This window comes from Nocardia sp. NBC_01503 (genome assembly GCF_036327755.1).
In the GTDB taxonomy this organism is placed as follows: Bacteria; Actinomycetota; Actinomycetes; order Mycobacteriales; family Mycobacteriaceae; genus Nocardia.
Genome location: NZ_CP109596.1, coordinates 5,744,061 through 5,768,191, shown reverse-complemented (window position 1 = coordinate 5,768,191; position 24,131 = coordinate 5,744,061). Strand labels below are relative to the sequence as shown.

General features: G+C 67.3%; 25 protein-coding genes. 11 read left to right on the top strand and 14 right to left on the bottom strand.

The annotated features are described in order from the left end of the window. Window positions 1-47 precede the first annotated feature (47 nt). Both OHB26_RS26125 and pyrR read right to left on the bottom strand, forming a co-directional pair. Window positions 48-1,013 (bottom strand): aspartate carbamoyltransferase catalytic subunit, encoded by a 966-nt coding sequence (locus OHB26_RS26125; protein WP_330179893.1) that lies wholly within the window; start codon window positions 1,011-1,013, stop codon window positions 48-50. Beyond that, entirely contained in the window at window positions 1,010-1,645 is a 636-nt protein-coding gene (gene pyrR, locus OHB26_RS26120; protein ID WP_153804349.1) for a bifunctional pyr operon transcriptional regulator/uracil phosphoribosyltransferase PyrR, read from the bottom strand. The genes OHB26_RS26125 and pyrR overlap by 4 nt, the downstream gene beginning before the upstream one ends. A 324-nt stretch (window positions 1,646-1,969) precedes the next feature. Between pyrR and OHB26_RS26115 the strand changes: the two genes are divergently transcribed. Further along, a complete protein-coding gene (locus tag OHB26_RS26115; protein WP_330179892.1) occupies window positions 1,970-3,031 on the top strand; it encodes a mechanosensitive ion channel family protein in 1,062 nt (353 codons plus the stop codon). A gap of 24 nt (window positions 3,032-3,055) precedes the next feature. Further along, window positions 3,056-3,928: an alpha/beta fold hydrolase gene (locus OHB26_RS26110; protein ID WP_330179891.1), complete on the top strand. Its 873-nt coding sequence runs from the start codon at window positions 3,056-3,058 to the stop codon at window positions 3,926-3,928. Window positions 3,929-3,933: 5 nt separating this feature from the next. Here OHB26_RS26110 and OHB26_RS26105 read toward each other — a convergent pair whose 3' ends face one another. The 4 genes from OHB26_RS26105 to OHB26_RS26090 form a co-directional block, all read right to left on the bottom strand. After that, a complete protein-coding gene (locus tag OHB26_RS26105) occupies window positions 3,934-4,533 on the bottom strand; it encodes a TetR/AcrR family transcriptional regulator (protein WP_330179890.1) in 600 nt (199 codons plus the stop codon). 154 nt (window positions 4,534-4,687) lie between these two features. Beyond that, window positions 4,688-5,371: a GNAT family N-acetyltransferase gene (locus tag OHB26_RS26100; RefSeq protein ID WP_330179889.1), complete on the bottom strand. Its 684-nt coding sequence runs from the start codon at window positions 5,369-5,371 to the stop codon at window positions 4,688-4,690. Window positions 5,372-5,424: 53 nt separating this feature from the next. Continuing rightward, window positions 5,425-5,766 (bottom strand): hypothetical protein, encoded by a 342-nt coding sequence (locus OHB26_RS26095; RefSeq protein ID WP_330179888.1) that lies wholly within the window; start codon window positions 5,764-5,766, stop codon window positions 5,425-5,427. Window positions 5,767-5,929: 163 nt separating this feature from the next. Beyond that, a complete protein-coding gene (locus tag OHB26_RS26090; RefSeq protein ID WP_330179887.1) occupies window positions 5,930-6,739 on the bottom strand; it encodes an NAD(P)H-binding protein in 810 nt (269 codons plus the stop codon). 142 nt (window positions 6,740-6,881) lie between these two features. On the opposite strand from OHB26_RS26090, the gene OHB26_RS26085 reads away from it, so the two are divergent. Continuing rightward, window positions 6,882-7,508 (top strand): alpha-ketoglutarate-dependent dioxygenase AlkB, encoded by a 627-nt coding sequence (locus OHB26_RS26085; RefSeq protein WP_330179886.1) that lies wholly within the window; start codon window positions 6,882-6,884, stop codon window positions 7,506-7,508. Between the two features lie 12 nt (window positions 7,509-7,520). Here OHB26_RS26085 and OHB26_RS26080 read toward each other — a convergent pair whose 3' ends face one another. Both OHB26_RS26080 and OHB26_RS26075 read right to left on the bottom strand, forming a co-directional pair. Continuing rightward, complete coding sequence (locus tag OHB26_RS26080; protein ID WP_330179885.1) at window positions 7,521-8,813, bottom strand: FAD-dependent oxidoreductase; 1,293 nt, start codon at window positions 8,811-8,813, stop codon at window positions 7,521-7,523. A gap of 46 nt (window positions 8,814-8,859) precedes the next feature. Beyond that, the gene (locus OHB26_RS26075; RefSeq protein ID WP_330179884.1) at window positions 8,860-9,423 is read right to left on the bottom strand and encodes a DUF4334 domain-containing protein; all 564 of its coding nucleotides are present in this window, start codon (window positions 9,421-9,423) and stop codon (window positions 8,860-8,862) included. 167 nt (window positions 9,424-9,590) lie between these two features. Here OHB26_RS26075 and OHB26_RS26070 point away from each other — a divergent pair, with 167 nt between their 5' ends. The 4 genes from OHB26_RS26070 (at window position 9,591) to OHB26_RS26055 (ending at window position 13,795) form a co-directional block, all read left to right on the top strand. Beyond that, a complete protein-coding gene (locus OHB26_RS26070) occupies window positions 9,591-10,607 on the top strand; it encodes a J domain-containing protein (protein ID WP_330179883.1) in 1,017 nt (338 codons plus the stop codon). An 8-nt stretch (window positions 10,608-10,615) separates the two neighbouring features. Continuing rightward, entirely contained in the window at window positions 10,616-11,602 is a 987-nt protein-coding gene (locus OHB26_RS26065) for a hypothetical protein (protein ID WP_330179882.1), read from the top strand. Between the two features lie 13 nt (window positions 11,603-11,615). Then, on the top strand, window positions 11,616-12,911 hold the full coding sequence (locus OHB26_RS26060; RefSeq protein WP_330179881.1) for an adenylosuccinate synthetase: 1,296 nt from the start codon (window positions 11,616-11,618) through the stop codon (window positions 12,909-12,911). 230 nt (window positions 12,912-13,141) lie between these two features. Beyond that, the gene (locus OHB26_RS26055) at window positions 13,142-13,795 is read left to right on the top strand and encodes an NUDIX domain-containing protein (protein WP_330179880.1); all 654 of its coding nucleotides are present in this window, start codon (window positions 13,142-13,144) and stop codon (window positions 13,793-13,795) included. Between the two features lie 425 nt (window positions 13,796-14,220). On the opposite strand, the gene OHB26_RS26050 is transcribed toward OHB26_RS26055, so the two are convergent. Continuing rightward, window positions 14,221-14,925: a TetR/AcrR family transcriptional regulator gene (locus OHB26_RS26050; protein ID WP_330179879.1), complete on the bottom strand. Its 705-nt coding sequence runs from the start codon at window positions 14,923-14,925 to the stop codon at window positions 14,221-14,223. Between the two features lie 153 nt (window positions 14,926-15,078). Here OHB26_RS26050 and OHB26_RS26045 point away from each other — a divergent pair, with 153 nt between their 5' ends. Both OHB26_RS26045 and OHB26_RS26040 read left to right on the top strand, forming a co-directional pair. Continuing rightward, entirely contained in the window at window positions 15,079-16,050 is a 972-nt protein-coding gene (locus tag OHB26_RS26045; RefSeq protein WP_330179878.1) for a quinone oxidoreductase family protein, read from the top strand. Window positions 16,051-16,235: 185 nt separating this feature from the next. Continuing rightward, window positions 16,236-17,093: an SDR family oxidoreductase gene (locus tag OHB26_RS26040; protein WP_330179877.1), complete on the top strand. Its 858-nt coding sequence runs from the start codon at window positions 16,236-16,238 to the stop codon at window positions 17,091-17,093. A gap of 7 nt (window positions 17,094-17,100) precedes the next feature. On the opposite strand, the gene OHB26_RS26035 is transcribed toward OHB26_RS26040, so the two are convergent. Next, complete coding sequence (locus OHB26_RS26035) at window positions 17,101-17,649, bottom strand: LppU/SCO3897 family protein (protein WP_330179876.1); 549 nt, start codon at window positions 17,647-17,649, stop codon at window positions 17,101-17,103. Window positions 17,650-17,817: 168 nt separating this feature from the next. Between OHB26_RS26035 and OHB26_RS26030 the strand changes: the two genes are divergently transcribed. Beyond that, window positions 17,818-20,685, top strand: a complete 2,868-nt coding sequence (locus OHB26_RS26030; RefSeq protein WP_330185789.1) for a LuxR C-terminal-related transcriptional regulator — start codon at window positions 17,818-17,820, stop codon at window positions 20,683-20,685. A 102-nt stretch (window positions 20,686-20,787) separates the two neighbouring features. On the opposite strand, the gene OHB26_RS26025 is transcribed toward OHB26_RS26030, so the two are convergent. Genes OHB26_RS26025 through OHB26_RS26010 form a run of 4 tightly spaced genes read right to left on the bottom strand, consistent with a single transcriptional unit; the run spans window position 20,788 to window position 23,315 of the window. After that, window positions 20,788-21,045 (bottom strand): YciI family protein, encoded by a 258-nt coding sequence (locus tag OHB26_RS26025; RefSeq protein WP_330179875.1) that lies wholly within the window; start codon window positions 21,043-21,045, stop codon window positions 20,788-20,790. A gap of 17 nt (window positions 21,046-21,062) precedes the next feature. Then, window positions 21,063-21,572, bottom strand: coding sequence for a transcription antitermination factor NusB (gene nusB / locus OHB26_RS26020; protein ID WP_330179874.1), 510 nt, complete (start codon window positions 21,570-21,572; stop codon window positions 21,063-21,065). Between the two features lie 19 nt (window positions 21,573-21,591). Beyond that, the gene (gene efp, locus OHB26_RS26015; protein WP_330179873.1) at window positions 21,592-22,155 is read right to left on the bottom strand and encodes an elongation factor P; all 564 of its coding nucleotides are present in this window, start codon (window positions 22,153-22,155) and stop codon (window positions 21,592-21,594) included. 35 nt (window positions 22,156-22,190) lie between these two features. After that, on the bottom strand, window positions 22,191-23,315 hold the full coding sequence (locus OHB26_RS26010; protein ID WP_330179872.1) for a M24 family metallopeptidase: 1,125 nt from the start codon (window positions 23,313-23,315) through the stop codon (window positions 22,191-22,193). Window positions 23,316-23,469: 154 nt separating this feature from the next. Here OHB26_RS26010 and OHB26_RS26005 point away from each other — a divergent pair, with 154 nt between their 5' ends. Beyond that, window positions 23,470-24,090 carry an A24 family peptidase gene (locus tag OHB26_RS26005; protein WP_330179871.1) on the top strand — a complete coding sequence of 207 codons (621 nt, stop codon included), beginning with the start codon at window positions 23,470-23,472 and terminating at the stop codon, window positions 24,088-24,090. Window positions 24,091-24,131 lie beyond the last annotated feature (41 nt).

Below are 24,131 nucleotides of genomic sequence, written 5' to 3'. Positions count from 1 at the left end.
GGGGCCCTCCGTGGTTATGCGGGCGGCCGCCTCCGGGCCTGACCCGATCACGCGACCACCTCGTCGGTTCCGACCAGCAGGCGGAAGAGCACCGCCATGCGCATATGGACTCCGTTGTTGACCTGTTGCAGCACAGCCGCTTTGGGGGAATCGGCGACGGCCGACGCGATTTCCATACCGCGCAGCATGGGGCCGGGATGCAGGACCACCGCGTGCTCGTCGAGCATGCCCATGCGGCGCTCGCTCAACCCGTAGTTGATCGAGTACTCGCGCGCCGACGGGAAGAAGCCGCCGTTCATGCGCTCGGCCTGCACGCGCAGCATCATGACCGCGTCCGCGCCGGGGAGTTCGGCATCGAGGGAGTGCGAGATGCGCACCGGCCATTGCCCGACGCCCACCGGCAGCAGGGTCTGCGGGGCGACCAGGACCACCTCGGCCCCGAGGGTGCCGAGCAGGAAGGCATTCGAGCGCGCGACCCGGCTGTGCAGGATGTCGCCGACCAGCACGACCCGCTTACCTTCGAGGTCGCCGAGGCGCTGGCGCAGGGTGAGTGCGTCGAGCAGAGCCTGGGTGGGGTGCTCGTGCGTGCCGTCACCGGCATTGATGATGGCCGGGCCGGGTCCGACGAAACCGCCGCTCTGCTCGGTGATCTGGGCGAACCAGCGGGCGATCTGATGCGCCGCGCCCGAGGCCGGATGCCGCACGATGAGCGCGTCCGCGCCCGCCGCGTGCAGGGTCAGCGCGGTATCGCGCAGCGATTCACCCTTGGAGACCGAGGAGCTCGAGGCGCTGACATTGATCACGTCCGCGCTCATCCACTTGCCCGCGACCTCGAAGGAAACCCTTGTGCGCGTGGAGTTCTCGAAGAACACCGTCATGACGGTGCGCCCGCGCAGGGTCGGCAGCTTCTTGACCTCGCGCCCGAGCAGGGCCTGTTCGAAGCGCTCGGCGTCGTCGAGCAGTTCGGTGGCGGCGGCGCGATCCAGATCGGTCACCGAGAGCAGATGCTTCACTTGTCACCCTCCTGACGCAGGTACACACCGTCACGGCCGTCGTGCTCACGCAGCAGCACCGAGATGTCCTCGCTGCGGGAGGTGGGCACGTTCTTGCCGACATAGTCGGCGCGGATGGGCAGTTCGCGATGGCCGCGATCGATGAGTACGGCCAGCTGGACCGCGCGCGGGCGGCCCAGATCGCGCAGCCCGTCCAGGGCCGAGCGCACGGTGCGTCCGGAGAAGAGCACATCGTCGACCAGCACCACCAGCACGTCTTCGATACCGCCCTCGGGCACCGAGGTGCGCTCGAGCGGGCGGTGCGGACGGCTGCGCAGGTCGTCGCGGTAGAGGGTGATGTCGAGGGAGCCGACGGCGGGTCGCACACCGGAGAACTCCTCGATGCGGTTCGCCAGCCGGGTGGCGAGAGTCGTTCCGCGCGTGGGGATTCCGATCAGCACCACACGGGGGCCGTTCGGGTCGCCGGAGTCCAGCGCGGTCTTCTCGATGATCTGATGCGCCATACGCGCGATGGTGCGGCCGACATCGGAGTCCGAGAGCAGTTCTCGTCCGGCGTCCACCTGCGCGGGATCGTGCCGCTGCGAGTATTCGGCAGCGCTCGACTTGGCCGCCCGATCTTCGGGCACAGCCATGCCGACCTCCTTCCCCGCCTCACCGGACGGTCCGTTAAAGGATGTCTTTTCGGGTTGCGAGCCTAGCAGCGCCGCCGCCCCGGCCCGGCACCGCACCCCCGTGGCAACCAACGAGTCCGAGCAGGTCGGCGAGTTGCGCGCGACACACCTGCGGTAGAGCGCCCAGCTCCGGGAGTTCGGGCCGCGTAAGCCTCACACCAGCACATTTCCTCCGAGAATCCTCGCAACTAGGACATGCGATTAGCTACTCCACAGCTATGATCCGAACCGATCGGTTTGCAAGGGGTCCGCCGTCATCGCTCGATGCTGGGAGGAATCTCACACATGAGTAAACCGCTGATCTGGGCGATCGCCGCCGCACTGGTGATCATGGGTCCGCTTCTCGGCATCGCCACCCGCAGGATCGTCGATCGCCTTGCCGAGAAGACCATCGGCAAGGGCCGAGCCATGCATCGGATGGGTTTCGGACTCGCGCACGACCTGGCGGTGCCGGTGGGAGCGCTCATCGGACTCACCATCGCGCTCGCGCTGCCGACCGGGCTACCGTTCTCCCCCGCCTCGGTGCACCAGATCCTGACCGCGGCGTTGATGCTCGCGCTGACCTACGCCGTGGCCCGGCTGTGCGCGGATGTGGTGACCTCGGTGGCCAAGCGAATCACCGGGGTGTCCGGCTCGGTCAGCCTGTTCTCCACCATCACCCGGGTCGTGGTGTTCGTGCTGGGCATACTGATCACCCTGGACAGCGTCGGGGTGCAGATCACTCCGCTACTGGGCGCGCTGGGTATCGGCGCGCTCGCCATCGCACTGGCCCTGGAGGGCACGCTCGCGAATCTCTTTGCCGGAGTACATATCCTGGCGTCGAAAACCGTGCAACCCGGAGACTTCGTCAAGATCGACAGCGGGGACATCGGCTGGGTGCGCGATGTGAACTGGCGGACCACCACCATTCAGGACCTGTCGGGAAACTTCATCATCGTGCCGAACAGCAAGTTCGCCGAGGCCATCCTCACCAATTTCCATCGCCCCGATCAGGATATGGCGGTCACCGTCGAGGTGAGCGCGAGCTACGCCAGCGACCTCGAACACGTCGAGGCGGTGGCCCTGGATGTGGCGCGCCAAGCGGTGAAGGAACTCGATGCCGGTTTCAGCGGCGCCGAACCGCGGGTACGGTTCCACACCTTCGGCGAGTCGGGGGTCGAATTCCGGGTGGTGCTGCGCACCCGCCATTACGAGGACCAATACCTGCTGGTCAGCGAGTTCATCAAGGGGCTGCACAAGCGCTTCCGCGAAGAAGGCATCGTCATTCCGTACCCCGTGCGGGTGCTGGAAATCGCGCCGGGCGGCGCGCCCGAGTCCCGCTTGGCGGCAGCTCTTCATACACCGTAAACCCGTCTGTGCGATGCTCGGAGGGTGAGCAACGAAGCCGACTTCACCGAACCAGCCCGCGTCACCTTCCGCGGCCATGGCGGTATCAACCTCGCCGGTGACTCCTGGGGACCCCAGGACGGACCGCTGGTGGTATTCCTGCACGGCGGCGGCCAGACCCGTCACTCCTGGAAGGACTCCGGGCTGGCGCTGGCCAAGGCCGGAATGCACGCGGTGCTACTGGACGCGCGCGGGCACGGTGACAGCGACTGGGCACCCGAGGGCGATTACACCCGCGGTGCGATGGTCGAGGACCTGCTCGGCGTACTCGATCAACTCGGCAAACCCGGCTTCGTGGTCGGGGCGAGTATGGGCGGGCTCACCGGACTCATCGCCAGCGCGCACCCGCGGCACGAACGCATGACCGGTCTGGTGCTGGTCGATGTGGTGCCGCGACCCGAGGTCAAGGGCGTGGAGCGGGTGATCAACTTCCTGGGCAGCAATCCCGAGGGCTTCGCCAGCCTCGAGGAGGCCGCCGATGCCGTGGCCGCGTACCTGCCGCACCGCCGCCGCCCGCGCAATCCCGAAGGGCTGCAACGCAATCTGCGCCAGCGCGAAGACGGCCGCTGGTACTGGCACTGGGATCCGGCCATGCTCGGCGGGCGCGGCGAACAGATCGATATGCATACCAAGGCCCTGGAAGACGCGGCGCGAGAGCTGACCATGCCGGTACTGCTGGTGCGCGGTGCGCTCTCGGATGTGGTGAGCGAGGAGGGTGTGCGGTCCTTCCGCGCCCTGGTTCCGCATGCCGAATACGCCGAGATCGGCACGGCCGCGCATACCGCGGCCAGTGATGCGAATGACGAATTCACCGATGCCGTGGTCGATTTCGTGCGCGCCCACGTGAATATGGGCTGAAAACGCTACTCCCCCAGCATCCGATCGAGCAGGTGGCGGGTCAACTCGACCACCTGCCCGCGGGTATGACTGCCGATCAGCACACCCTGGGTGATGCTGCCGAGGGCGAACACGATCAGCTGAGCGTCCAGGTTCGCGGTGTCGAACGCCTTGCCCGGCTGCCGATTTCGCTGCAATTGCGCGGTGAACAGGTTCACCAGATACAGCGGTGCGCCATGGGTGTCCTCCGGTGTGATGACATCGGATCCACTCAGCGCCGCCGCGTGAAAGGCCGCGAGTACCAGACTGTCCTGGTGGCTGGCATCGTCGAGCGGCAGGAGCGCGAGCGCGACCGCCTCGATCACCTCCCGGGGTCCGGCGTCCTGTCCCAGCGTGCCCACCCGGGCGGCGAACCGTTCGCCCGAATCCACCACCACGGCCAGGTGGGTGGCGAGCAGCAGCTCACGCTTCGCACCGAAGTAGTACTGGATCAGGCGCACCGAGATCCCCGCCTCGGCGGCGACCGATTGGAAGGTCGCGGCCTCCAGCCCGCCGGCGGCGATCACGCGCCGAGCGGCCGTGGTGATCTCGCGACGGCGCTGCTCGTGATCGACCAAACGTGGCATGAGAAGCCATGGTACGCCCATACCACGGCCTGAATTACCCAACGCAGATCGACCAATGTGGATTCACGCCCACCCCGCAGTCGGTGCCGAGCCGGTTGAGCAAGGGCGACAGCGCGGCCAGCGATCTCGCCGCCGTAGCGCAACCGAGTGCGAGTCAGGCGGTTTCGAGGCGGGTTGTCAGGCGGGACTTGGTGTTCGGCCAGTCGTCGATGGTGATGGAGAACAGAATGCTGTCGCGGAGGGTGCCGTCGGCGCGGCGGAATTGGCGGCGCAGGGTGCCTTCGTATCGTGCACCGAGACGGGCGATCGCCTGCTGGGAACGATGGTTGCGGACATCGGTTTTGAGTTGTACCCGTGCCGCACCGAGGGTTTCGAAGGCGTAGTCGAGGAGGAGCAATTTCGCCTCCGGGTTCACCACGGCGCCCCACACCGGGGGCGTGTAGACGGTGAAGCCGATCTCCAGACCCGCATCACGAGGACGGGCCTCCAGGTAGGAGGTGACGCCGATGATCGCCCCGGCCGGTCGATCGGCGATCGGCCGACGGGAGCGCACCGTCCACACATGCCAGTCCGGCTGCGAATTTCGCTCGCGCAGTAGGGCTTCCAGCTGCTCGGGTTCGCTCGGACGCCAGGGCAGGTGCGCCCAGACCCGGTCGTGGTCGAGGGCTCGGAACAGTTCGGCGGAGTCGGCGGCCGGGTCCACGGCGGTCAGTTGGATCGACTTGCCGATCAACTCGGTACCCACGGGTATGGGCCAGAGCATCTCCGGCCACGGCACGTCATCGGGTCGCGGGTCGGGGATGGGTTCGAAGCGCTCCGGATCTGCGATCTGCTGCACATCCGGACTATACGGTTTGCGAAGCTGACGCCGATGCCCCACCGGCACGTCGATCACTCCGCTACGGCACGCTTCTCCTCGATCCGGCGACGGATCCGGTCCCAGGATTCGGGGAGATCACTCGCCGGTGCGGTGAAGAATACGAAGGTGGCCTCGCGCATGACCTTTCGTTTGCGGGCGATGGTCGACTTGTGCGGCTCGGCGCCCGCGTAGGTGTAGATGGCTTGCTTATCGGTCCAGGCCGAGTAGGTCCAGAAGGTGCCCTTCAGCATTTCGGCCTTCAGTGCGACGCCGAGGACTCCCGGGGAGCGGCGTGCCTGACGCCAGAGAACCAGTGAGGCCATCAGGAAACCGGGAGCCTGCCACAGCGAATCGACCTCCAGACGGGAAGCCATGCACTGCACCTCGGGCGTGGCAGGCTGAACGATTGTCATCCAGGGAAGCGTGGGCATACGACCGCTCTTTCGGCGAAACGTGGACGGCCACCGAGCAGATGACCGCGCCTTACGTTCCGCAGTCCGGTGTTGATTGTCATGACAACAGTTCTGGGGGCGCTCACTATCGGAAACCGGCGACGTTGTCGAGAGCCCACTGCGCGAAAGTGGTTGCGGGACGGCCGGTGATGTCGTGGACGCTGCCGATGGGCAGCGCATCGGTCGATTCGCCGAAGCTGGTGAGGGCGTTGTCGACATACCAGGTGGCGGTCTCACCCATGGCCGGCGTCAGAGCGGCGATGGTCTCCTCCCGGGTGGAGGGCGCGAAGGCGATATCGCGACCGAGAGCGGTGGCGAGCGCGCGAACCAGATCCGTGCGGGTGAGGATCTCGGGCCCGGCCAGGGGGTAGGACCGGCCGAAATGAGTGTCGTCCAACAGGGCGGTGGCGGCGACGGCGGCGATATCGTCCATGGCGATGGGCGCGCTCGCGGCATCGGGCCGGGGTTCGCGGACGGTGCCGGTGCTGCGGATCTGATCCGACCACGTCAGGGAGTTCTCCATGAAGTCGGCGGGCCACAGGTGGGTCCAGGCCAGGCCGCTGTCCTCGACGGCGGTGCTCACGGTGCCCCACCAACTCTCGGGTTCACCGGACAGGTCCACCACATGCCGCACGCCCGCCGCGCGGGCGCGCGCCAGTAGATCGGCGGTGGTGTCTGAGTTCGGTGCCAGATACATGCGATCCACGCCGTCGAACACCTTCGCCAGGGTGTCGGGTCGGCGCGGGTTACCCTCGGCGACCTGCACCTCGGCCGGTAGCGCGGCCTTGCGCGGGTTGGCGGTGAGTGCGCGAATATCGGTGACGCCCAGGCCCAGCAGGTGGTCGACGACCTTGCGGCCGATATTCGCGGTTGCTCCGGTTACCAGGATGGTCATATGTGCCTTTCCATGCGATTCGCCGAAAGTGCCAGTTTGCCTACGGAATTCGCGAGGCGCACATGACTTTTTCGATGGACCGCGGTGGTGATCGGGCGTGGCACGCTTGAACATCAACTCGATAGAACGTATGTTCGATCCCATGTCGATGCCACTGCAGGGATCTCTGCTCGACGGGTTCGGGGAGCTCGAGGTGGGTGCGCTGGACGGAATGCGGCGCACCGCGCTCAGCGCCGGGGCCTGGGTGGATGTGCTGCCCGGCTGGATGAGCGGGGCCGATCTACTGTTCGAACGACTGGTCGCCGAGGTGCCGTGGCGGGCCGATCGGCGGGCCATGTACGACCGGATGGTGGATGTGCCGCGACTGCTCGCCTTCTACGAACAGGGGCAGGGGCTACCGGATCCCGTACTGGACCGGGCGCGCGACGCGTTGAGTGAGCATTACCGGCACGAACTCGGCGAGCCGTTCACCACCGCCGGGCTCTGCTATTACCGCGACGGGAACGACAGTGTCGCCTGGCATGGCGATACCTCCGGACGCGGCGCGACCCACGACACCATGGTGGCCATCGTGTCCGTCGGTGCGGCGCGAGCGCTGATGTTGCGGCCGCGTGGCGGCGGTGAGAGCCTGCGCTATCCACTCGGACACGGCGATCTCATCGTGATGGGCGGATCCTGCCAGCGGACCTGGGAGCATGCGATTCCCAAGACTCGCCGACCGGTGGGGCCGCGCATCAGTATTCAGTTCCGGACGCGGGGCGTGCGCTGAAAGATTCTGATGTCAGCCGGATTCGGTGACCATCGGGGCGGGCGGCACGGGGCGGCGGGCGAACTCCGGTGCGTGCTCGACGAATACGCCGCGGGCGACCAGGTACGGCGGCAGACTGCGCAGTATCGGAATGCGCCGGAACACGCGCAGCACCATTGGCGTGCTGTCGAAGTTGGAGACATTGATCTTGCCCGAGACCGCCGGTGCGATGCCGCGGGCGTGCGCGATGCGCTGCATGCTCTGGATCACCGCTGTCGGAATGGATCGGCGGCGCTGCACCCGCGCCAGGTCCGACTCCTCGACCTTTCCCGAAATCAATTTCGGGGCAAGGATTCTCGCCGCGGCGACCGCATCCTGCACGGCCAGATTGATACCCACTCCGCCAACCGGTGACATGGCGTGCGCGGCGTCACCGATGCACAGCAGCCCGTCCAGATGCCAGCGTTCGAGCCGGTCGAGCTTGACGTCCAGGAGTTTCACCTCATCCCAGCTCTGTACGGCATCGACGCGATCGGTGAGCCAGGGTACGGCGGCCGCCATCTGGCGCAGGATATCGGTGACCGGTTCCCGTTGTCGCACAGTGGAATCGATGCCCTTGGCGATGAGAATCGCACACTGCCAGTAGTCGCCGCGGTCGAGCATGATGGCGACGCGATCCGCGGTGAGCACCGGGACCGCTCCGGCCGGGTCGGTGTCATTACGCGGAATACGCGTCCACCACACATCGAACGGTGTCGGCCAGTCCCGCACCCGCAGTCCGGCGGCGGCACGCAGCGTCGAGGTGCGACCGTCGCAGGCCACCGTGAGATCGGCCCGAATCTCCCCCGTCGCACCATCTTCGGTGCGATAGCGCACGCCGGTGACGCGGCCGCTCTCCCGCAGCAGATCCGTCGCCTCGGTATTCATGCGCAGCCGGAAGGCGGGTTCGGTATCGGCGGCGTGGGCGAGCAGATCGAGCAGATCCCACTGCGGGACCATGGCGATGTACTTGAATCGGCCCGGAATGTGCTCGAACGTGGCGAGGGTCTGCATCCGCCCGCCGATCGGCAGGGCCACCGAATTCAACCGGCGCTGTGGGAGTTTCGCGAACTCCTCGCGCAATCCGAGCTCATCGAGCAGTTCCAGGGTGGTGGGATGCACGGTGTCACCGCGGAAGTCCCGCAGGAAGTCACCGTGCTTCTCCAGAACCATCACATCGATACCGGCGCGCGCCAGCAGCAGCCCCAGAATCATGCCCGCCGGTCCGCCGCCGACGACGAGACAGGTCGTACTCTCCATCGGGCAGCCCTCCCGAGCGACAACCATCGGTCACATCCATGGTAGGCCGCGAGGACCTGGCGTTCGGGCGAACCTACCGATCCCGGTAGAGGATGAAGAAGTACGGATCGCGCATACCGCGCATATCCATGACCCCGAGCAGGGTGTCCGCGTCCACCCGCCGGAACAGGTCGATGATCGGCAGGTGATCGTAGATCATTGCGGCACTGGACTTTCCACGGAACTCCAGATTGCGCAGCCGGGCACGCGGAGTTCCGGTGGCCAAGGCGGGGCGCAGGAGGCCGAGCGAACGACGCACCGGCCCCAGGGCGGCGGCGGGAACCTTGCCCGCCAGGAACAGCGGGACACGGCGCGGATCGACCGGGAAGATCCGCCCGTCGGGTGTGCTGAACAGCAGCGGCTGCACGGCATCGGCGCTGTCGAACTGCTTACCGTACCAACCGGATTCGACCAGCACACCCTTCCACGGATGCCCGGTATCGAGCTCGTCGCCACGCCAGCGCCCGCTGGTCACATCCTCCACCCGGACCGCGGCCAGCCCGTCGAAGAACTGCCACGCCTGCTCCGGGGTGCATCCCGCGGCCCGCAACTCCGCCAACCGCCGCGTCGCGGTCGCTACCGATTCACCGGCGACCATCCAAGCCTCCTCGCCCGAGTGGATGAAACATTCGCGCTCACACTATCTCAGCGCTCGAACGGGTCATAGAGGTGCTCCCGGCATCATCCGAGCCGTTTTAGTCTGGTTGACAAAATACTTCGCCAAAACACTGGCGCTCCCAGTTTTAGTCTCCTAGTCTAAAACACATGACGACGGTACGGGACGCAGCGCAGACGATCCGGACGGCCACTCGGCCCGAGGACCTGTTCGGCAGTGCCACAGCCGATTCCGACTCACGCACGCAAGGGCGGCGGCGGTATCACCGCCTCGCCGCACAGGTGCATCCCGACCGGGCCGCACCCGGTGAAATCGATCTGGCGCACACGGCATTCGAGCGGCTGGCCGAGATGTATCGGCAGTGGAGCGAGGCCGACGCCGCGGGCATGCGAGTGACCGGAGCCCGCGCCACCTACCCGATCGGCGCGCTGCACGCCCGCGGCACCGTGGCCGACCTCTATCGCAGCGGACCGGATCGGATCGTGAAGATCCCCCGGCGCACCGCCGCCAACAAGCTACTGGCCGCCGAGCGAAATGCCCTGCGCGACATAGCGATCGTGACCGGCGAACACGAATGGCTGCGACCGTACTTTCCGCAACTCGTCGATGCGGTCGATCATCGGGACCTCGATACCGGTGCGCACCGGACGGTGAATGTGCTCAACGCGCTCAACGACGGATTCGTCACCCTCGAGCAGGTGCGCGCCGAATATCCCGATGGCCTCGATCCGCGCGACTACGCGTGGATGCACCGGCGGCTGCTGCGCTGCGTGTCCGGGGCGGCGCTGGCGGGGTGGGCGCATACCGCGATCAGTCCGGCGAATGTGCTCATTCACCCACGTCAACACGGCGTCGTCCTGGTCGGCTGGTCGTTCGCCACCCGGCCGGGTACACCAGTCGCGGCGACCTTCGGATCCATCGACTATCCGCCCGAGATCCACGACGAGGTCTCCCCCGCCACCGATGTCCACCTCGCGCACCGGCTGATGCTCACCATGCTCGGCCGCCGCGCACCCACCGCCATGCGCACCTTCGCGGCCGGCTGCATGCAGCCCGATCCGAGGTTGCGCCCCGAACCCGCCGATCTCCTCGGCGAATTCGACGATCTGCTCGATCGGCTCTACGGACAGCGCCGCTTCCGGCCCTTCGAGCTCACGAAAGGATAGTGACGACAATGGGTTACGGAAACTGGGACGACCGCGCCTACGATGCCGCCCGAACCTTCCGCGCCGCCCGCGGCCTCGACGATTTCGGCTACACCGCCGATATGCGCGCGCAGCCGATGAACTCGTGGAAGGCACACCCCGCACTCGATCCCAAGGGCGTGAAACTCCGGGAATCCCGCGATTCCGATGATCATGGGAACTCGCTGCCGATCGCGGTGCTCTTCGATGTCACCGGATCGATGGGGCGGGTACCGCGCATCATGCAGGAGAAGCTCGGCAAACTGCACGGACTGTTGCAGCGCAAGGGATACGCCGACGACCCGCAGATCATGTTCGGCGGCATCGGTGACGCCGACTCCGATCAGGTGCCGTTGCAGGTCGGACAGTTCGAATCCGACAACCGCATGGACGAGCAGCTGCGGCTGATCTTCCTGGAGGGCAACGGCGGCGGACAGAAGTCCGAAAGTTATGAATTGGCCGCGTATTTCATGGCCCGGCACACCGCCACCGACGCCTGGGACAAGCGCGGACAGCAGGGATACCTGTTCATTGTCGGCGACGAACTGAACAAGCCACGGCTGGCCTCGCGGCATATTCGAAACATCATCGGCGACAAGGTGAATCGGGATATCTCGGTGGAGTCCGTCTACCGCGAGCTCGCCGACCGCTGGCACGTGCACTACATCCTGCCCAATCAGTCCAGCTACTACAACGATCCCGAGATCTCGGAGTACTGGCGCGGGCTGCTCGGCGAACGCTTTCTGCGCCTCGACGATCCGGCGGCGGTCTGCGAACTCATCGCGCTCACCATCGGAATCGGCGAGGACCGTATCGATCTCGGTGCGGGACTGGCGGATCTGCGCGATATCGGCTCCACCTCCGAGGCCGACGCCGTCGGCAAGGCCCTCGCACCCATCGGGGCGACACGGCGCAACAACAGCGTCGGCGCGCTGCCCGCACCCACCCGCGACGACGACGTCGACTTCGGAAACTAGCGGGGAGAGAGCAATGTTCGGCGATCGCCACCTGATAGTGGTCGACCTCGGGTTCGGCGATGCCGGCAAGGGCGCGACCGTGGATTGGCTCTGCGCACCCTCGAGCGGACTCGATGTGTCCGCCGTGGTCCGATTCAACGGCGGCGCGCAGGCTGCACACAATGTGATCGCGGGAGGACGGCACCACACGTTCCGGCAGTTCGGGTCCGGCACCTTCTCCCGGGTGCCGACCTTCCTGTCGCGGTACATGCTGGTGGAGCCCATCGCGCTCGCGGCCGAAGCCCTTGCGCTGGAACAGCTCGGGATCACCGACCCGCTGTCACTGCTGTCCGTGGACGAACGGGCCCTGCTCACCACCCCGATACACGGGGCCGCCAACCGTTGCCGGGAAGACGCGAGGGGTGCTGCCCGGCACGGTTCGTGCGGAATCGGAATCGGCGAAACAGCGAGTTACGCGCTCGCGCATGACGCTCCGCGCGTCGCGGACTGTCTGCGGCCGAATATTCTGCGGCGCAAGCTGATCGCGCTCGAGGAGTACTACCGGCCGCTGTTGGAGGGCAGCGGGCACCGGTACGACTCGATCGATGATCTCGTCGAGGTGTACACCGAATTCGCCCGCGCCGTGGCGATCCTGCCGGGCGATCAACTGGCCGCGTTCGCCACCACCGGGCGACTGGTGTTCGAGGGCGCGCAGGGGGCGCTGCTGGACGAATGGCGCGGACTACACCCGTACACCACCTGGTCGACCGTCGAGCCGCGCAACGCGCGCGCCATGCTCGCGCGGATCGACGCACCCGGTTACGTCCTGGGTGTCACGCGCAGTTACTTCACCAGGCATGGGGCCGGGCCCTTCCCCACCGAGGACGCCGACCTCTCGATTGTGGAGCGGCACAATGGAACCGGGGAGTACCAGGGCGACTTCCGGCGCGGACACCTCGATCCGATCCTGCTGCGCTATGCCATCCGGGCGTGCGGCGGGATCGACGGCCTGGCCGTGAATCACCTGGACGCACTCGGCGAAATCCGCACCGCCACCGGATATCTCACCGCGGACGGCTGCCTGGACCGACTCGATCTCGGCGAATGGCAGGACCTCGACCACCAGCGACGCCTCACCGAACTCCTCGAGGCCGCGACACCCGTACTCGCGGACCTGCCCACCGATGTGATCGGCTACCTGGAGGCCGAACTCGGCGTACCCGTGGTCCTCACCGCCCACGGCCCCGACCGATTCGACCGCGCCCCCGGGGCGGCGCGCACCACATCGAATAACCGGCCGGCACCCGGCACGCTTCGCATGCCGGGTTGACCCTCACACGCTCCGTGCGACGGGCTGATTCCCGCATTGCCCTGCGGGATCAGCTCGCGTCCGGCAGCACGAGGCACAACCCGATCCCGTCCATTAGCACGGGGAATGACCGCCTTGCGCCATGGCATCGCGGAGAATGGCCAGATCACACTGGGTTTCGCCGGGCACACCCCACCCGCGGGCGGCCGATCGCGCGGAACCGGCCCCGACTACGGCATGATTGACCACTTGTGGAGCAACAATCCGCGGTATCCATCGATGTGATCGCCCTACGCTACGGGCGCGATGAACCCACCGTCTCGGTCGGCATCGCGCCCCGACGCTGGGAGCCCTTTCCGGGGCAACTCGCGCTACCCGGAGTCCTGCTCGGGCGTGGCGAACGCCTGGAGGCCGCGGCCCGGCGCGCGGTACACACCAAACTCGGTGTGCCCGAGGCGGCTATCCGCGCCGTCGGCCAGCTGGTCACCTTCGATGAACCCAATCGCGACCCGCGCGGACCGACCCTGTCCATCGCCATGTGGGCGGTGATCGGCGAGCACGAGAGCGATACCGCCGAGTGGGTGACCTTCGAGCGCATGCCGGAGCTGGCCTTCGACCACAACCGCATTGTCGACACCGCACGCGGCCTCTTCGCCGAAATGCTCTGGAAGCACCTGGAATTCACCCGTCCACTGATCGGCGAGGAGTTCCCGGCAACCCGCGCCGTGGCCCTCACCGCCGCCCTCGAGGGCACCCGCCCCGATCCGGGCAATCTCAACCGCACCCTCGCCGCGCTGCCCGGCCTGACCCGCACCGGTGAACGCATACGCGTGAAAGCCACCGGACGCCCTGCGGCCATCTGGGCATTCGACGCCCGACAACCAGCGGCCCTCGGCAGCGAATAGCGCCCGCTCACAAGCGAATAGCGCCCCTTCCTCATCCCTGCTCAGCGGCCCATTCGCCATCCCTGCTCAGCGGCCCCTTCGCCATCTCGGCTCGGCGGGCGCGTCGCCATCTGGGGCTCGGCGGGCCATTCGTCATCCCAGCTCAGCGGGCCTCTTCGTCATCCCGGCGCGTTTTGGCCGGGAGCTACACGGTCAGCACAGTCGCCGCGGCTGTGGCTCCCGGCCAAAAGCATGCTGGGATGCCGGTTGGTCCTGGTGTACGCGTGACAGTTCCACGGGGTGATGGTTCTCGACACGCGCACTCACATAGTTAGATGCGCATATCCGCGTGTATATATGTTCGATCGCGCCCTCAAGGGAAGCAGCCCGGCGTCGCCCCCGATCAGCGGTAAGAGTTGGACGCAAGCGGCGCGAACCGCGTGCGGTCAGGGTGCGGATTTGCCGGTAAGCACCGAATCCACCAGCGCGCGAATGGCGGTGCGCAGGCGTTCGGTCTCCCCCGCGCGCACCATGGCGCGGGCCGTCTCCGAGCCGACGGAGCTGAAGAGCAGGCGGCCCGCCGCTTCGGCGTCGAGGTCGGGGCGGACCTCGCCCAGCAGGGTGGTGATATGCCGGTCCCAGGTGCCGTGGAATTCGGCGGTGCGGGGATGCGGGGGCATGGGGGCGCCCGTGTAAGCGGCCATGAGCTCGACGTTTTCAGCCATCATGACGGTCATCGCGTCGAAGAAGGCGAGCAGTCGATCTGCCGCCGACGCACCCGGACCCAGTGGCGGCGGGCCGTCGGTGATTGCCGCCATGAGGGTTTCCGCGGGTTCGGCGACGAGGGCGTAGAGCAGTCCCGCCCGGCTACCGAAGCGGTGAAAGATGGTGCCCTTGCCGACGCCAGCCGCAGCGGCGACGCGATCCATGGTGATGGCCTCGGAGCCGAACTCGTCCAGCAGCGCCCGCGTGGCGTCCAGGATGGCGCGGCGATTTCGTGCGGCGTCCGCCCGCTCCTTGGGCGCGGCGCGCTCCTTCGGCGCAGCGCCCACCCGATCCTTCGGCGCGGCGTCCGCGCGCCCTTTCGACGCGGCGTGCTCGCTCGGGGCGGCGGCCGCGCGCTCCTCCGATCCGGTGCGCTTCCCCGCCACACCACCCCCATCAGGTGGGGCGTGACCCTCTGGTGCGGCGCGCTCCCCTGGCTGATCAGCTGGCATTTCCTCCGCTTTCATTGACAAACTTGACCGACGGTCCATATCGTAGCGAGGCATAACTGGACCGTCAGTCAACTTATGAGGTTTTCGATGCAGGCAATCCTATTGACCGCGACCGGTGGACCCGAAGTCCTGGTGCCGAGCGAGGTCCCCGCGCCGCGACCGCGGGCCGGGCAGATACTCGTCAAGAGCGAGGCGATTCCGGTGCTCTACCCCGAGACCATGCTTCGTTCGGGAGCGTTCCCCGTCCCCCTCGAGAAGCCGTTCGTCTTCGGCACCCAGGCGGCCGGTGCGGTCGTCGAGATCGGCGACGGAGTGGACCCGGCACTACTCGGGCAACGGGTGATGGTGGCCAGCGACAGCTTCGGCACCTATGCCGAATTCGTCTGTGCCCCGGCCGAATCCGCGGTGCGTATTCCCGACGCACTCCCCTCCGTCGAGGCCGCGGCTTTGACCATGAGCGGATCGGTGACCCTCCCCCTGCTCACCGCCGCCAAACTCACCGGCACCGAGACCGTGCTGATCGAGGCCGCGGCGACCGGAATCGGCGGCTACCTGACCCAGCTCGCCAAGGAGGCCGGGGCCGCGCGTGTCATCGCCACCGCCGGTGGACCCGAAAAGTCCGACCGCGCACGCGAATTCGGCGCGGATGTGGTGATCGACCACCTGGACCCCGACTGGGTCGACCGGCTGCGTGAAACCCTCGGCGGCGCAACCATTGACGTGGTCTTCGACTCCATCGGCGGCGAATCCGCGCTGGCGCTACTGGATCTCATGACCCCGCTCACCGGCCGCATGCTCAGCTACGGTTTCCTCTCCGGCGCACCGGCGCAGGTCACCGCCATGGATCTGATCATGCGCGGGCTCACCCTCATCGGCTGCTCCGGCCCGGCCTGGCTCGCGGGAGTGGCCGACTCCCGGGCCGCGGCCATGGAGCGCGCCGTATCGGGTTCACTCACCCCGCTGGTGGATCGGGTACTGCCGCTCGACCAAGCCGCACAGGCCCATCGGATTCTGGCCGACCGTGCGGCCAAGGGAACGATTGTGCTGCAACCTCACTAGTCGCGATCGCACCGGTCGACTCCGCACCGGCCGGATCGGCGTGCGGGGTCGGCCGGGACGCCGCCGCGAAAATCGCGCGGCCCGACACACGCCCCGGCCAAACCTTCCGAATCGGGCGCGCGGGCCGCATAGAGTGCGGAGACGACAGTGGCGCGGCGCGGCACCTACCCCGGAAGCGAGGCTCCATGAGCTCCTCGAATACCGTCCTGATCACCGGCACCTCCTCGGGCATCGGCCTGGCCACCGCGCTGGGGGCGGCGCGCGCGGGCTGGCAGACCGTGGCCACCATGCGCGATGTGGGGCGGGCGGCGGCGCTCATGGACGCGGCCAACGAGGCCGGGGTCGCCGGGCTCATTCGAGTCGAGCCGCTCGATGTCACCGATGCGAATTCGGTCGCGGAGTGCGTGAAGAAGGTGGTCGCCGATTACGGACGGCTGGACGCGGTCATCAACAATGCCGGGTCCGGATTCGTCGGGACCATCGAGCAGACCGGGCTGCAGCCGGTACGAAATGTCATGGAGGTCAACTACTTCGGCGTGGTCGAGGTGACCCATGCCGCCATGCCGCATCTGCGGGAGGCGGGCGGGCGGCTGATCACCGTGACCAGTGTGGGCGGGGTGATCGGTCAGCCGTTCAATGAGGCGTACTGCGCGGCCAAGTTCGCCGTCGAAGGGTTCATGGAGTCACTGGCACCGGTCGCGGCGACCGTCGGCGTCCGGGTCATGGTGATCGAACCCGGTGCGGTGGCAAGCGAATTCGTGGCCAGCCAGCAGATCGACATTCCGGGTCTGCTGGGTGCGGCCGGGCCGTACGCACCGGCGCTGAAGCATTACATCGAGCGCACGCAGGGCGCATTTCGCAGCGCTCAGACGCCGGAGGATGCCTCCGCTCCGATTATCGCCGCGCTCACCGAGCCGGAGCCGCCGTTCCGGGTGCAGACCTCCTCGTGGGCACGGGGATTCATCTCCACCAAGCTCGCGGATCTGGACGGTGCGGCCGTGCAGATGGTCACCGCGAGCTGGGTGGAGGAGCGTCAGCACTGAAATCCGGTCAGCCCTGCGGCTTCCCGAGGCAGAAGGTGGTCTTGGGATCCGCCAGGGTGATCACGCTGTCGGCATCCTCGCCGCAGAGGTTCTCATCGGATTGGCCGTCGACGCGTGCCAGCACTCGGAAGCTCGCGTCGGAGGAGGCGCAGTCGGCGAACTGGTAGCCGGTGAGCATGCTCTCGTGATAGCAGCTGTCCTGCTTGAAGTTCGGTGCCAGACACAGGAACGCGGTGGTGCCGCCGTTGAGGGTCTCCTCATAGGAGGTGTAGTCGGAGGAGCAGTCGGCCTTGGCGTCGAAGACCCGCGCGACCTTGTAGACGGCCTTCTCCGAGGCGCAATCCACCGGTTCGGTCTTGGAGTCGATCATCGAGCCTTTGAGCACATTGATGCAGTCGCCCACCTTGGCGCGCGCGGTATCGGACTTACTGGCGTCCTTCACCGCGTCCGCGCCCTTCTGCGCGAGCGAGCATCCCGCCAGCATCAGCGCGAATACCGCCACCACGACGGGCAGGAGACGGCGTACTCGGGCCGCTCCCCTCGGATTTACCTGCATCAATGCCACAAACCTTTCAAAATTCGCAATCCGGTCAAGACCTCGACAACCACACCGCATCGACGATCGGCGAGCATCCGGGAAACCACGGGATCGGGGCGGAACCCGTGATCCGCACCCGGCCGGTTAGGCTGCGAACCGGGCGTTCGAGCGAATGAGGAGTACGCGATCAACGCGTTTGTCGGACGCGTCCACGAACTGACCAGCCTGGACGCGCAATGCCACGCACCCGGCGGACCCTGGGTATTCCTGGTGGAGGGACCCGCGGGCATCGGGAAATCCCGGCTGCTCGGCGAATTCGCGCGGCGGGAACAGGATCGAGCCGCCGCGGGTATGCGTGTGGTCGCGGTGCCCGCCACCGAGTTCGAACAGTCCAGCCCATTGCAACTGGTCCACGACATCCTCGACCGCCTCGCCGAACTCGACAGGCTTGACCGCGGAGCAGCGCAGGGGCGCGGCAACCAAGCCTTACGAGAGCCGGGCCTCGATTCGAACCCGGGCGCGCCAGTCGAAGCCTTCGGAGCCATGACATCCGGAATCACGACCGAGGACGAAGCCTTCGGTGCCGACAACGCGGACAGCGACGCCGATCCCCGCGCACTCGCGCGAAACCTGCGACAGCGGCTCGCGGTGGAGTCGACCCTGCTCGTCATCGATGACGCGCATTGGGCGGATGCGGCCTCACTGCGGGTGCTCGGGTTGTTGATTCGGCAGCGGCCCGACAATCTGCGATTGGTGCTGGCTTACCGCGAAGGACAGTTTCCGGACGCGGTCGGACCGGCCTTGCGTGATGCGTCGAGTTTCCATCTGCCGGTGCCACCGCTGTCCACCGATGACGCCGCGGCACTACTGCCGGACCTACCGTCGGGCCGCCGCGAGCGGTTACTGACCGCGGCACACGGCAATCCGCTCTATCTGCTGCTGCTCGCAGAACTCACCCCGGGCGAATTCGAGGCGGCGGTGACCGAGGACGGACCCGCCACATCCGACAGCTCCGCACTGGACCGCACCATCCGCGCCGAACTGACCCATCTCCCCCGACACGAACGACTCGCCGCTCAGGCCGTGGCCGTCTGCGGCTCCACCGCCGACGCCGAACTTCTGTGCGCCACCGCGGAATTGACGCACCCCGAGCTGACCGCCGCACTGGACGACCTGGCTCGGCGCGGCTGGCTCAGTATCACCGGCGGCACCGTCACCTTCCGACACCCACTCATTCGCACCGCCGCCTACCGACTGGGCGGCCCCGGCTGGCGAGCAGGCGCCCACGCCCGCGCCGCCCGCACCCTCCGCGCGGCCGATGCCCCATTGCTCACCCGCGCAAGACATCTCGAACACGCGTTGCGTGGCCGCGACGACCTCGCCGCCACCGAACTCATCCACGCCGCCGAACTGGCCCTGCCCACCGCCCCGGCCACCAGCGCCCGCTGGATCACCGCCGCACTGGCGGCCGGGCCCGGCAACGAGACAACCGACCTCGATCTCCTGGGCCCCGGTGAAAGCGCGGAGGTTGGGGCTCGACACCTGTTGGGGCGGGCGCTGTTGCTGTCGGGGGCGGTGGAGCAGGCTCGGGATACGCTCGAACCGGTTGCGGCGCAGGCGGGGCCGCGGCAGCAGGACGCGGTGCTGTTGTGTGCGCGGTGTGAGCGGATACTCGGGAATGTCGATACGGCGCGGAATCGGCTGGCGGCGTTGGTGGATCGGCCCGATATCGCCGGGAATGGGCCGGTACAGCTGGAATTGGCGATACTCGAATTGCAGGACAATCGGGAGTTCGAGGGTGGGGCTCGGGTGCGGGCGCTGTTCGGGTCCGAGGCGATTCGGGAGCCCGCGATTCTCGCGGCCGCCCTGACGCTGTGGAGTATGGGGCAGCTCACCGAGCTGGATATGGCGGGGGCCACGGCGAACTATCAAGCGGCGGAACGAGAGTTCGCGCGGCTCACCGATACCCAGCTGCTGGACAGCGCGCACGTGGTGGCGGCGCTGGGGTGGATGGCGTACTTCCTGGACGATCAGCGCACCGGAATCGCGCATATCGAGCGGGCCGTGCGAGTGACCCGGCGGTTCGGGCGAAGCTTCATCCTGCCGGAACTGTATACGGTGCAGGCGTATTCGCTGGCCAAGCTCGGCAGATACGAGGAGGCCCTGGCAGCGGCCGAGGATGCCGCCGAATGCGCCGAACTGTACGGGTATCCCGGGATTCTGCCGCTCGCGGGCGCGATCAAACTACGGGTGCTGCATACGACCTCACCGCGCTCCGAGGTGCTGGAGTGGTGGCGCACCGTCGACGCTATGCCGCGGCCGGTCATGCGCTGGTGGCGGGCGGTCGTCGAGGCGGCGCTGAACGAGATCGGTGCCCGGCTCGGGATCGCCGAGGCCGAACCGGCGGCGGCGCAACCGGATCGGACCCATCCCATGCGCCCGACGGAGGTCGGCGTGTATGCCCAGGTACTGCTCATCAAGGGCGATATCGATACCGCGGGCACACTGGTCGACCGCGCCGAGGCGGCCGCCCTGGAACTCGGACTGCCCGGACAGCTCGCGGCCGCCGCTCATGCCCGCGCCGAATACGCCGCCGCCCGAGGCGATCTCGACCGCGCCGAGATCGCGGTACAGGCCGCTGTCGACGGCTATGAGGTAGCCGAGATGCCCATCCAGCGTGCACAGGCCCAGCTCATCGCCGCCCGGCTGGCGGGTTTACGCGGCGACTTCACCCGCGCCACCACCCTGATCGCCATGGCGCGAGCGGAATTCACCCGCGCCGGAACACAGGAGCTGTTGAGCGAGGCGCTGGCGGCGCAGCGGCAACTCGCCGGACGGCAGAGCGTCAGCGGGGCAATGGCATTGACCGAGCGCGAACGCGAAGTCGCGGGCCTGGCGGCACGCGGGTGCACCAACAAGGAGATTGCCGCACAACTGTTCCTGAGCCCGCGCACCGTCGAGGATCACCTCAGCCGCATCCTGCGCAAACTCGGGCTGACCAGCCGCGCGGGTATCGCGAATCGGCTCAGCGAATTGGATGCGAACGCGACTTAGTTCGCGGAGGGCGCATCCCGGCCGAACGCATACCGGGATGACGAGGAAGGACATGCACACCGGTGACAAGGAAAGCCATGCACACCGGTGGCGGGGGAAGACCTAGCCGGTGATTTCCCACTCGTAGACGGTTAGTTCCGAGGCGCCGGTGGTGTGAATGGGATCGGTGTGGACCAGATCCCGTGCGGCGTCGAGGTTTTCGGCCAGAATCACGTAGGCCCCGCCGCTGTTATCGGTGAACTTGCCGGTCTCGACCAGCTGTCCGCGGGAGCGGACGCCGTCGAGCCAATCCTTGTGCGGCCGCGCCACACTCGGGTCGAAGCGCGGGGTGCGTATTGCCAGCACCAAGTACTTGCGCACCCTGCGCCTCTCCTTACTTACTTGTCGTCGCCACGCGGCGCGCGAGTCGCCGCCGCGGCCGCCCGGACCTGCGGTGCCACCTGCACCACCTGGCCGAGCACACCATTGATGAACGAAGGGGAATCATCGGTGGAGAGCTCCTTGGCGAGCTCGACCGCCTCATCCACCGCCACCACGGGCGGAACATCGTTGGCGTGGAACAACTCCCACACCGCGACGCGCAGGATCGCACGGTCCACGGCGGGCAGCCGGGACAGCGCCCAATCCTGCAGATAGGACTCGATGGTGCCGTCCACGCGATCCAGATCGTCGGCGACGCCTTCGACCAGGACACGGGTGTACGGATTCACCGGGGCCACCGAATCGTCGCGCACCGAGAGCGAGACGCGATCCGACAGCAACTCCGCGGGGTCGATATCGCGGGCCTCTGCCTCGAAGAGCAGATCCACCGCTCGCCGGCGCGCCTTGTGTCGCGCGCCGAGCTTCTTGAAACCTGCGGACTTCTTGTCCGGGGGCTGGTTGGCCACGGTCACCATTATCCGCGCGTCAGGAGTTGACGCGGCTGATGTAGGAACCGTCGCGGGTGTCCACGCGCAGCTTGTCACCCTGATTGATGAACAGCGGCACCTGGATCTCGGCGCCGGTCTCCACGGTGGCGGGCTTGGTGCCCGCGCTGGAGCGGTCGCCCTGCAGGCCCGGCTCGGTGTGGGTGACGATGACGTCGATGGCGACGGGAAGTTCGACGAAGAGCGCCTCGCCCTCGTGCATGGCGATCTGCACCTGCATGTTCTCCAACAGGAAGCCGGCGTTCTTGCCGATGGTGGCTTCCTGCAGGTGAATCTGGTCGTAGGTCTCGCCATCCATGAAGATGAAGTCCGAACCGTCGTGGTACAGGTAGGTCATATCGCGACGGTCGACGGTCGCGGTCTCGACCTTGACGCCCGCGTTGAAGGTCTTGTCGACGACCTTGCCCGAGACGACGTTCTTCAGCTTGGTACGCACGAAGGCGGGACCCTTACCGGGCTTCACATGCTGGAACTCGACAATCTGCTGCAGCTGATTGTCGATCTTCAGCACGAGGCCGTTCTTGAAGTCACTGGTGTCCGCCACTGTCCTGCGATCTCCTGTTTGTCGGTCAACCGGCGTCAGTCGACGACGGTCAGGTCTTTGCTGGTGCGGGTGAGCAGCTCCGGGCCCCCCTGGCGAACCACGAGCGTATCCTCGATCCGGACTCCGCCGCGGCCGGGGAAATACACACCTGGCTCGACGGTCACCGCCACGCCATCGAGAAGTGTACCCGTGCCGGTTTTGGCGATTCCGGGCGCTTCATGGATCTGCAGGCCGACCCCGTGTCCGAGGCCGTGTACGAAGAGTTCGCCATAGCCCGCCGCCTCGATCACCGAGCGCGAGGCCGCGTCCACCGCACGGGTCGACGCACCGGGGGCCAGCGCTTCGCGGCCTGCCCGCTGCGCGGCGTAGACCAGGTCGTATACCTCGCGCTGCCACTGCGAGGGCTGACCCAGCACGAAGGTGCGGGTCATATCCGAGTGGTAGCCGCCGACCAGTGCGCCGAAGTCGAGCTTCACGAAATCGCCCTGTGCCAGCACGGCCTCGGTCGGACGGTGGTGCGGGACCGCCGAATTCGCGCCCGCGGCCACGATGGTCTCGAAGGCGATCGCGTCCGCGCCGTGCTCGAACATGAGCCACTCCAGATCGCGGGCCACCTGGCGTTCGGTGCGGCCGGGGCGCAGACCACCGCGCTCGAGCAGGGCGGCCAGGGCGATATCGGCGGCATCGCAGGCGGCTTGCAGGCGGCCGACCTCGAAGTCGTCCTTCACCATCCGCAACTGCTCGACCAGGCCGGAGACCGGAACCAGGTCGAGGCCGGTGGCCTGGGCCCCGAAGGCGCGATGCTGTTCGAAGGTGACGATATGGCTCTCGAAGCCGACGCGGCCGGTCTGCCACTCCCCCGCTATCTCGAGGACGCGGCGGGCGCTGGCGCGATTGATCTCCGCGCGCAGATCCGGGACCTGCTCGCCGACCTGGGTGATGTAGCGGCCGTCGGTGCAGATGATCGTGCGGTCCTCATCGCTGCCCCAGGCATAGACCAGCAGTGCGGCATTGGAGCCGGTGAAACCGGTGAGATAGCGGATATTGATCAGATCCGTGACCAGTAGCGCATCGACGCGGTTCTCCACGAGCAGGTTCCGCAGGCTGGCCCGGCGCAGCGCGTAATCGGGGCGCGCGCCCGGATCGGGATCAACAGACATGTGTCAAAGCTACCGTCGACACGCCGCAACACCGACACGCAACGCGAATATCGGCGGGTGAGGGTGGAAGCCCCGTTGTTCACATGTCAAGTGGTTCTCCACAATTCGCGATTGCGCGGCCCGCCCGCGGCGCGCACGCGGCAGGCTCGAGGGTATGGATTCACCGGCTCTGATCGCCCTGACGCTCTGGTGCGCGCTGCTGAGCTACTTCGATCTGCGCGCCCATCGACTGCCGAACGTGCTGACGCTGCTCGGTGCGACGGTGGTGCTCGGCTACGGATTCGACACCGGCCGAGGCACAACCGCGGTGCTCGGGGCGCTACTCCTGGCGGTTCCCTATCTTCTGTTGCATCTCTGTGTGCCCGCCGCGCTCGGTGCCGGAGATGTGAAACTCGCCATCGGGCTCGGCGCGGCCACCGCACTGGGCGGCGCGCAGACCTGGGTGTGGGCGGCCCTTGCCGCACCCACACTGACCGCGCTCGCGGGGTTCGGAACACTCGTCGCACACACCCTGATGCCTTCGGTCGGCGCGACTCGCGTAGTTGCCTCGCCCACAATGAAGCTATTGCCCCCGAGGGCGACTCAGTCGGCGAACATGGCGCCACTACCGCCCGCGGAAGCGCGGCGATCAGCTCTCGTCAGTCTGCCGCGACCATGGGATTCACACTGCCCGGGACCACCGATCCGCGGCGTCGCGACCGGCTCGCTCGGGACCATCGCGCACGGTCCGGCCATGTGTCTGGCGAGTGTGGTCGCACTGGTTGCCGCGCGGTGAGAGCCGGGCTGTGCGGACCGCGTGTCCGAGCAGCCTCGTTG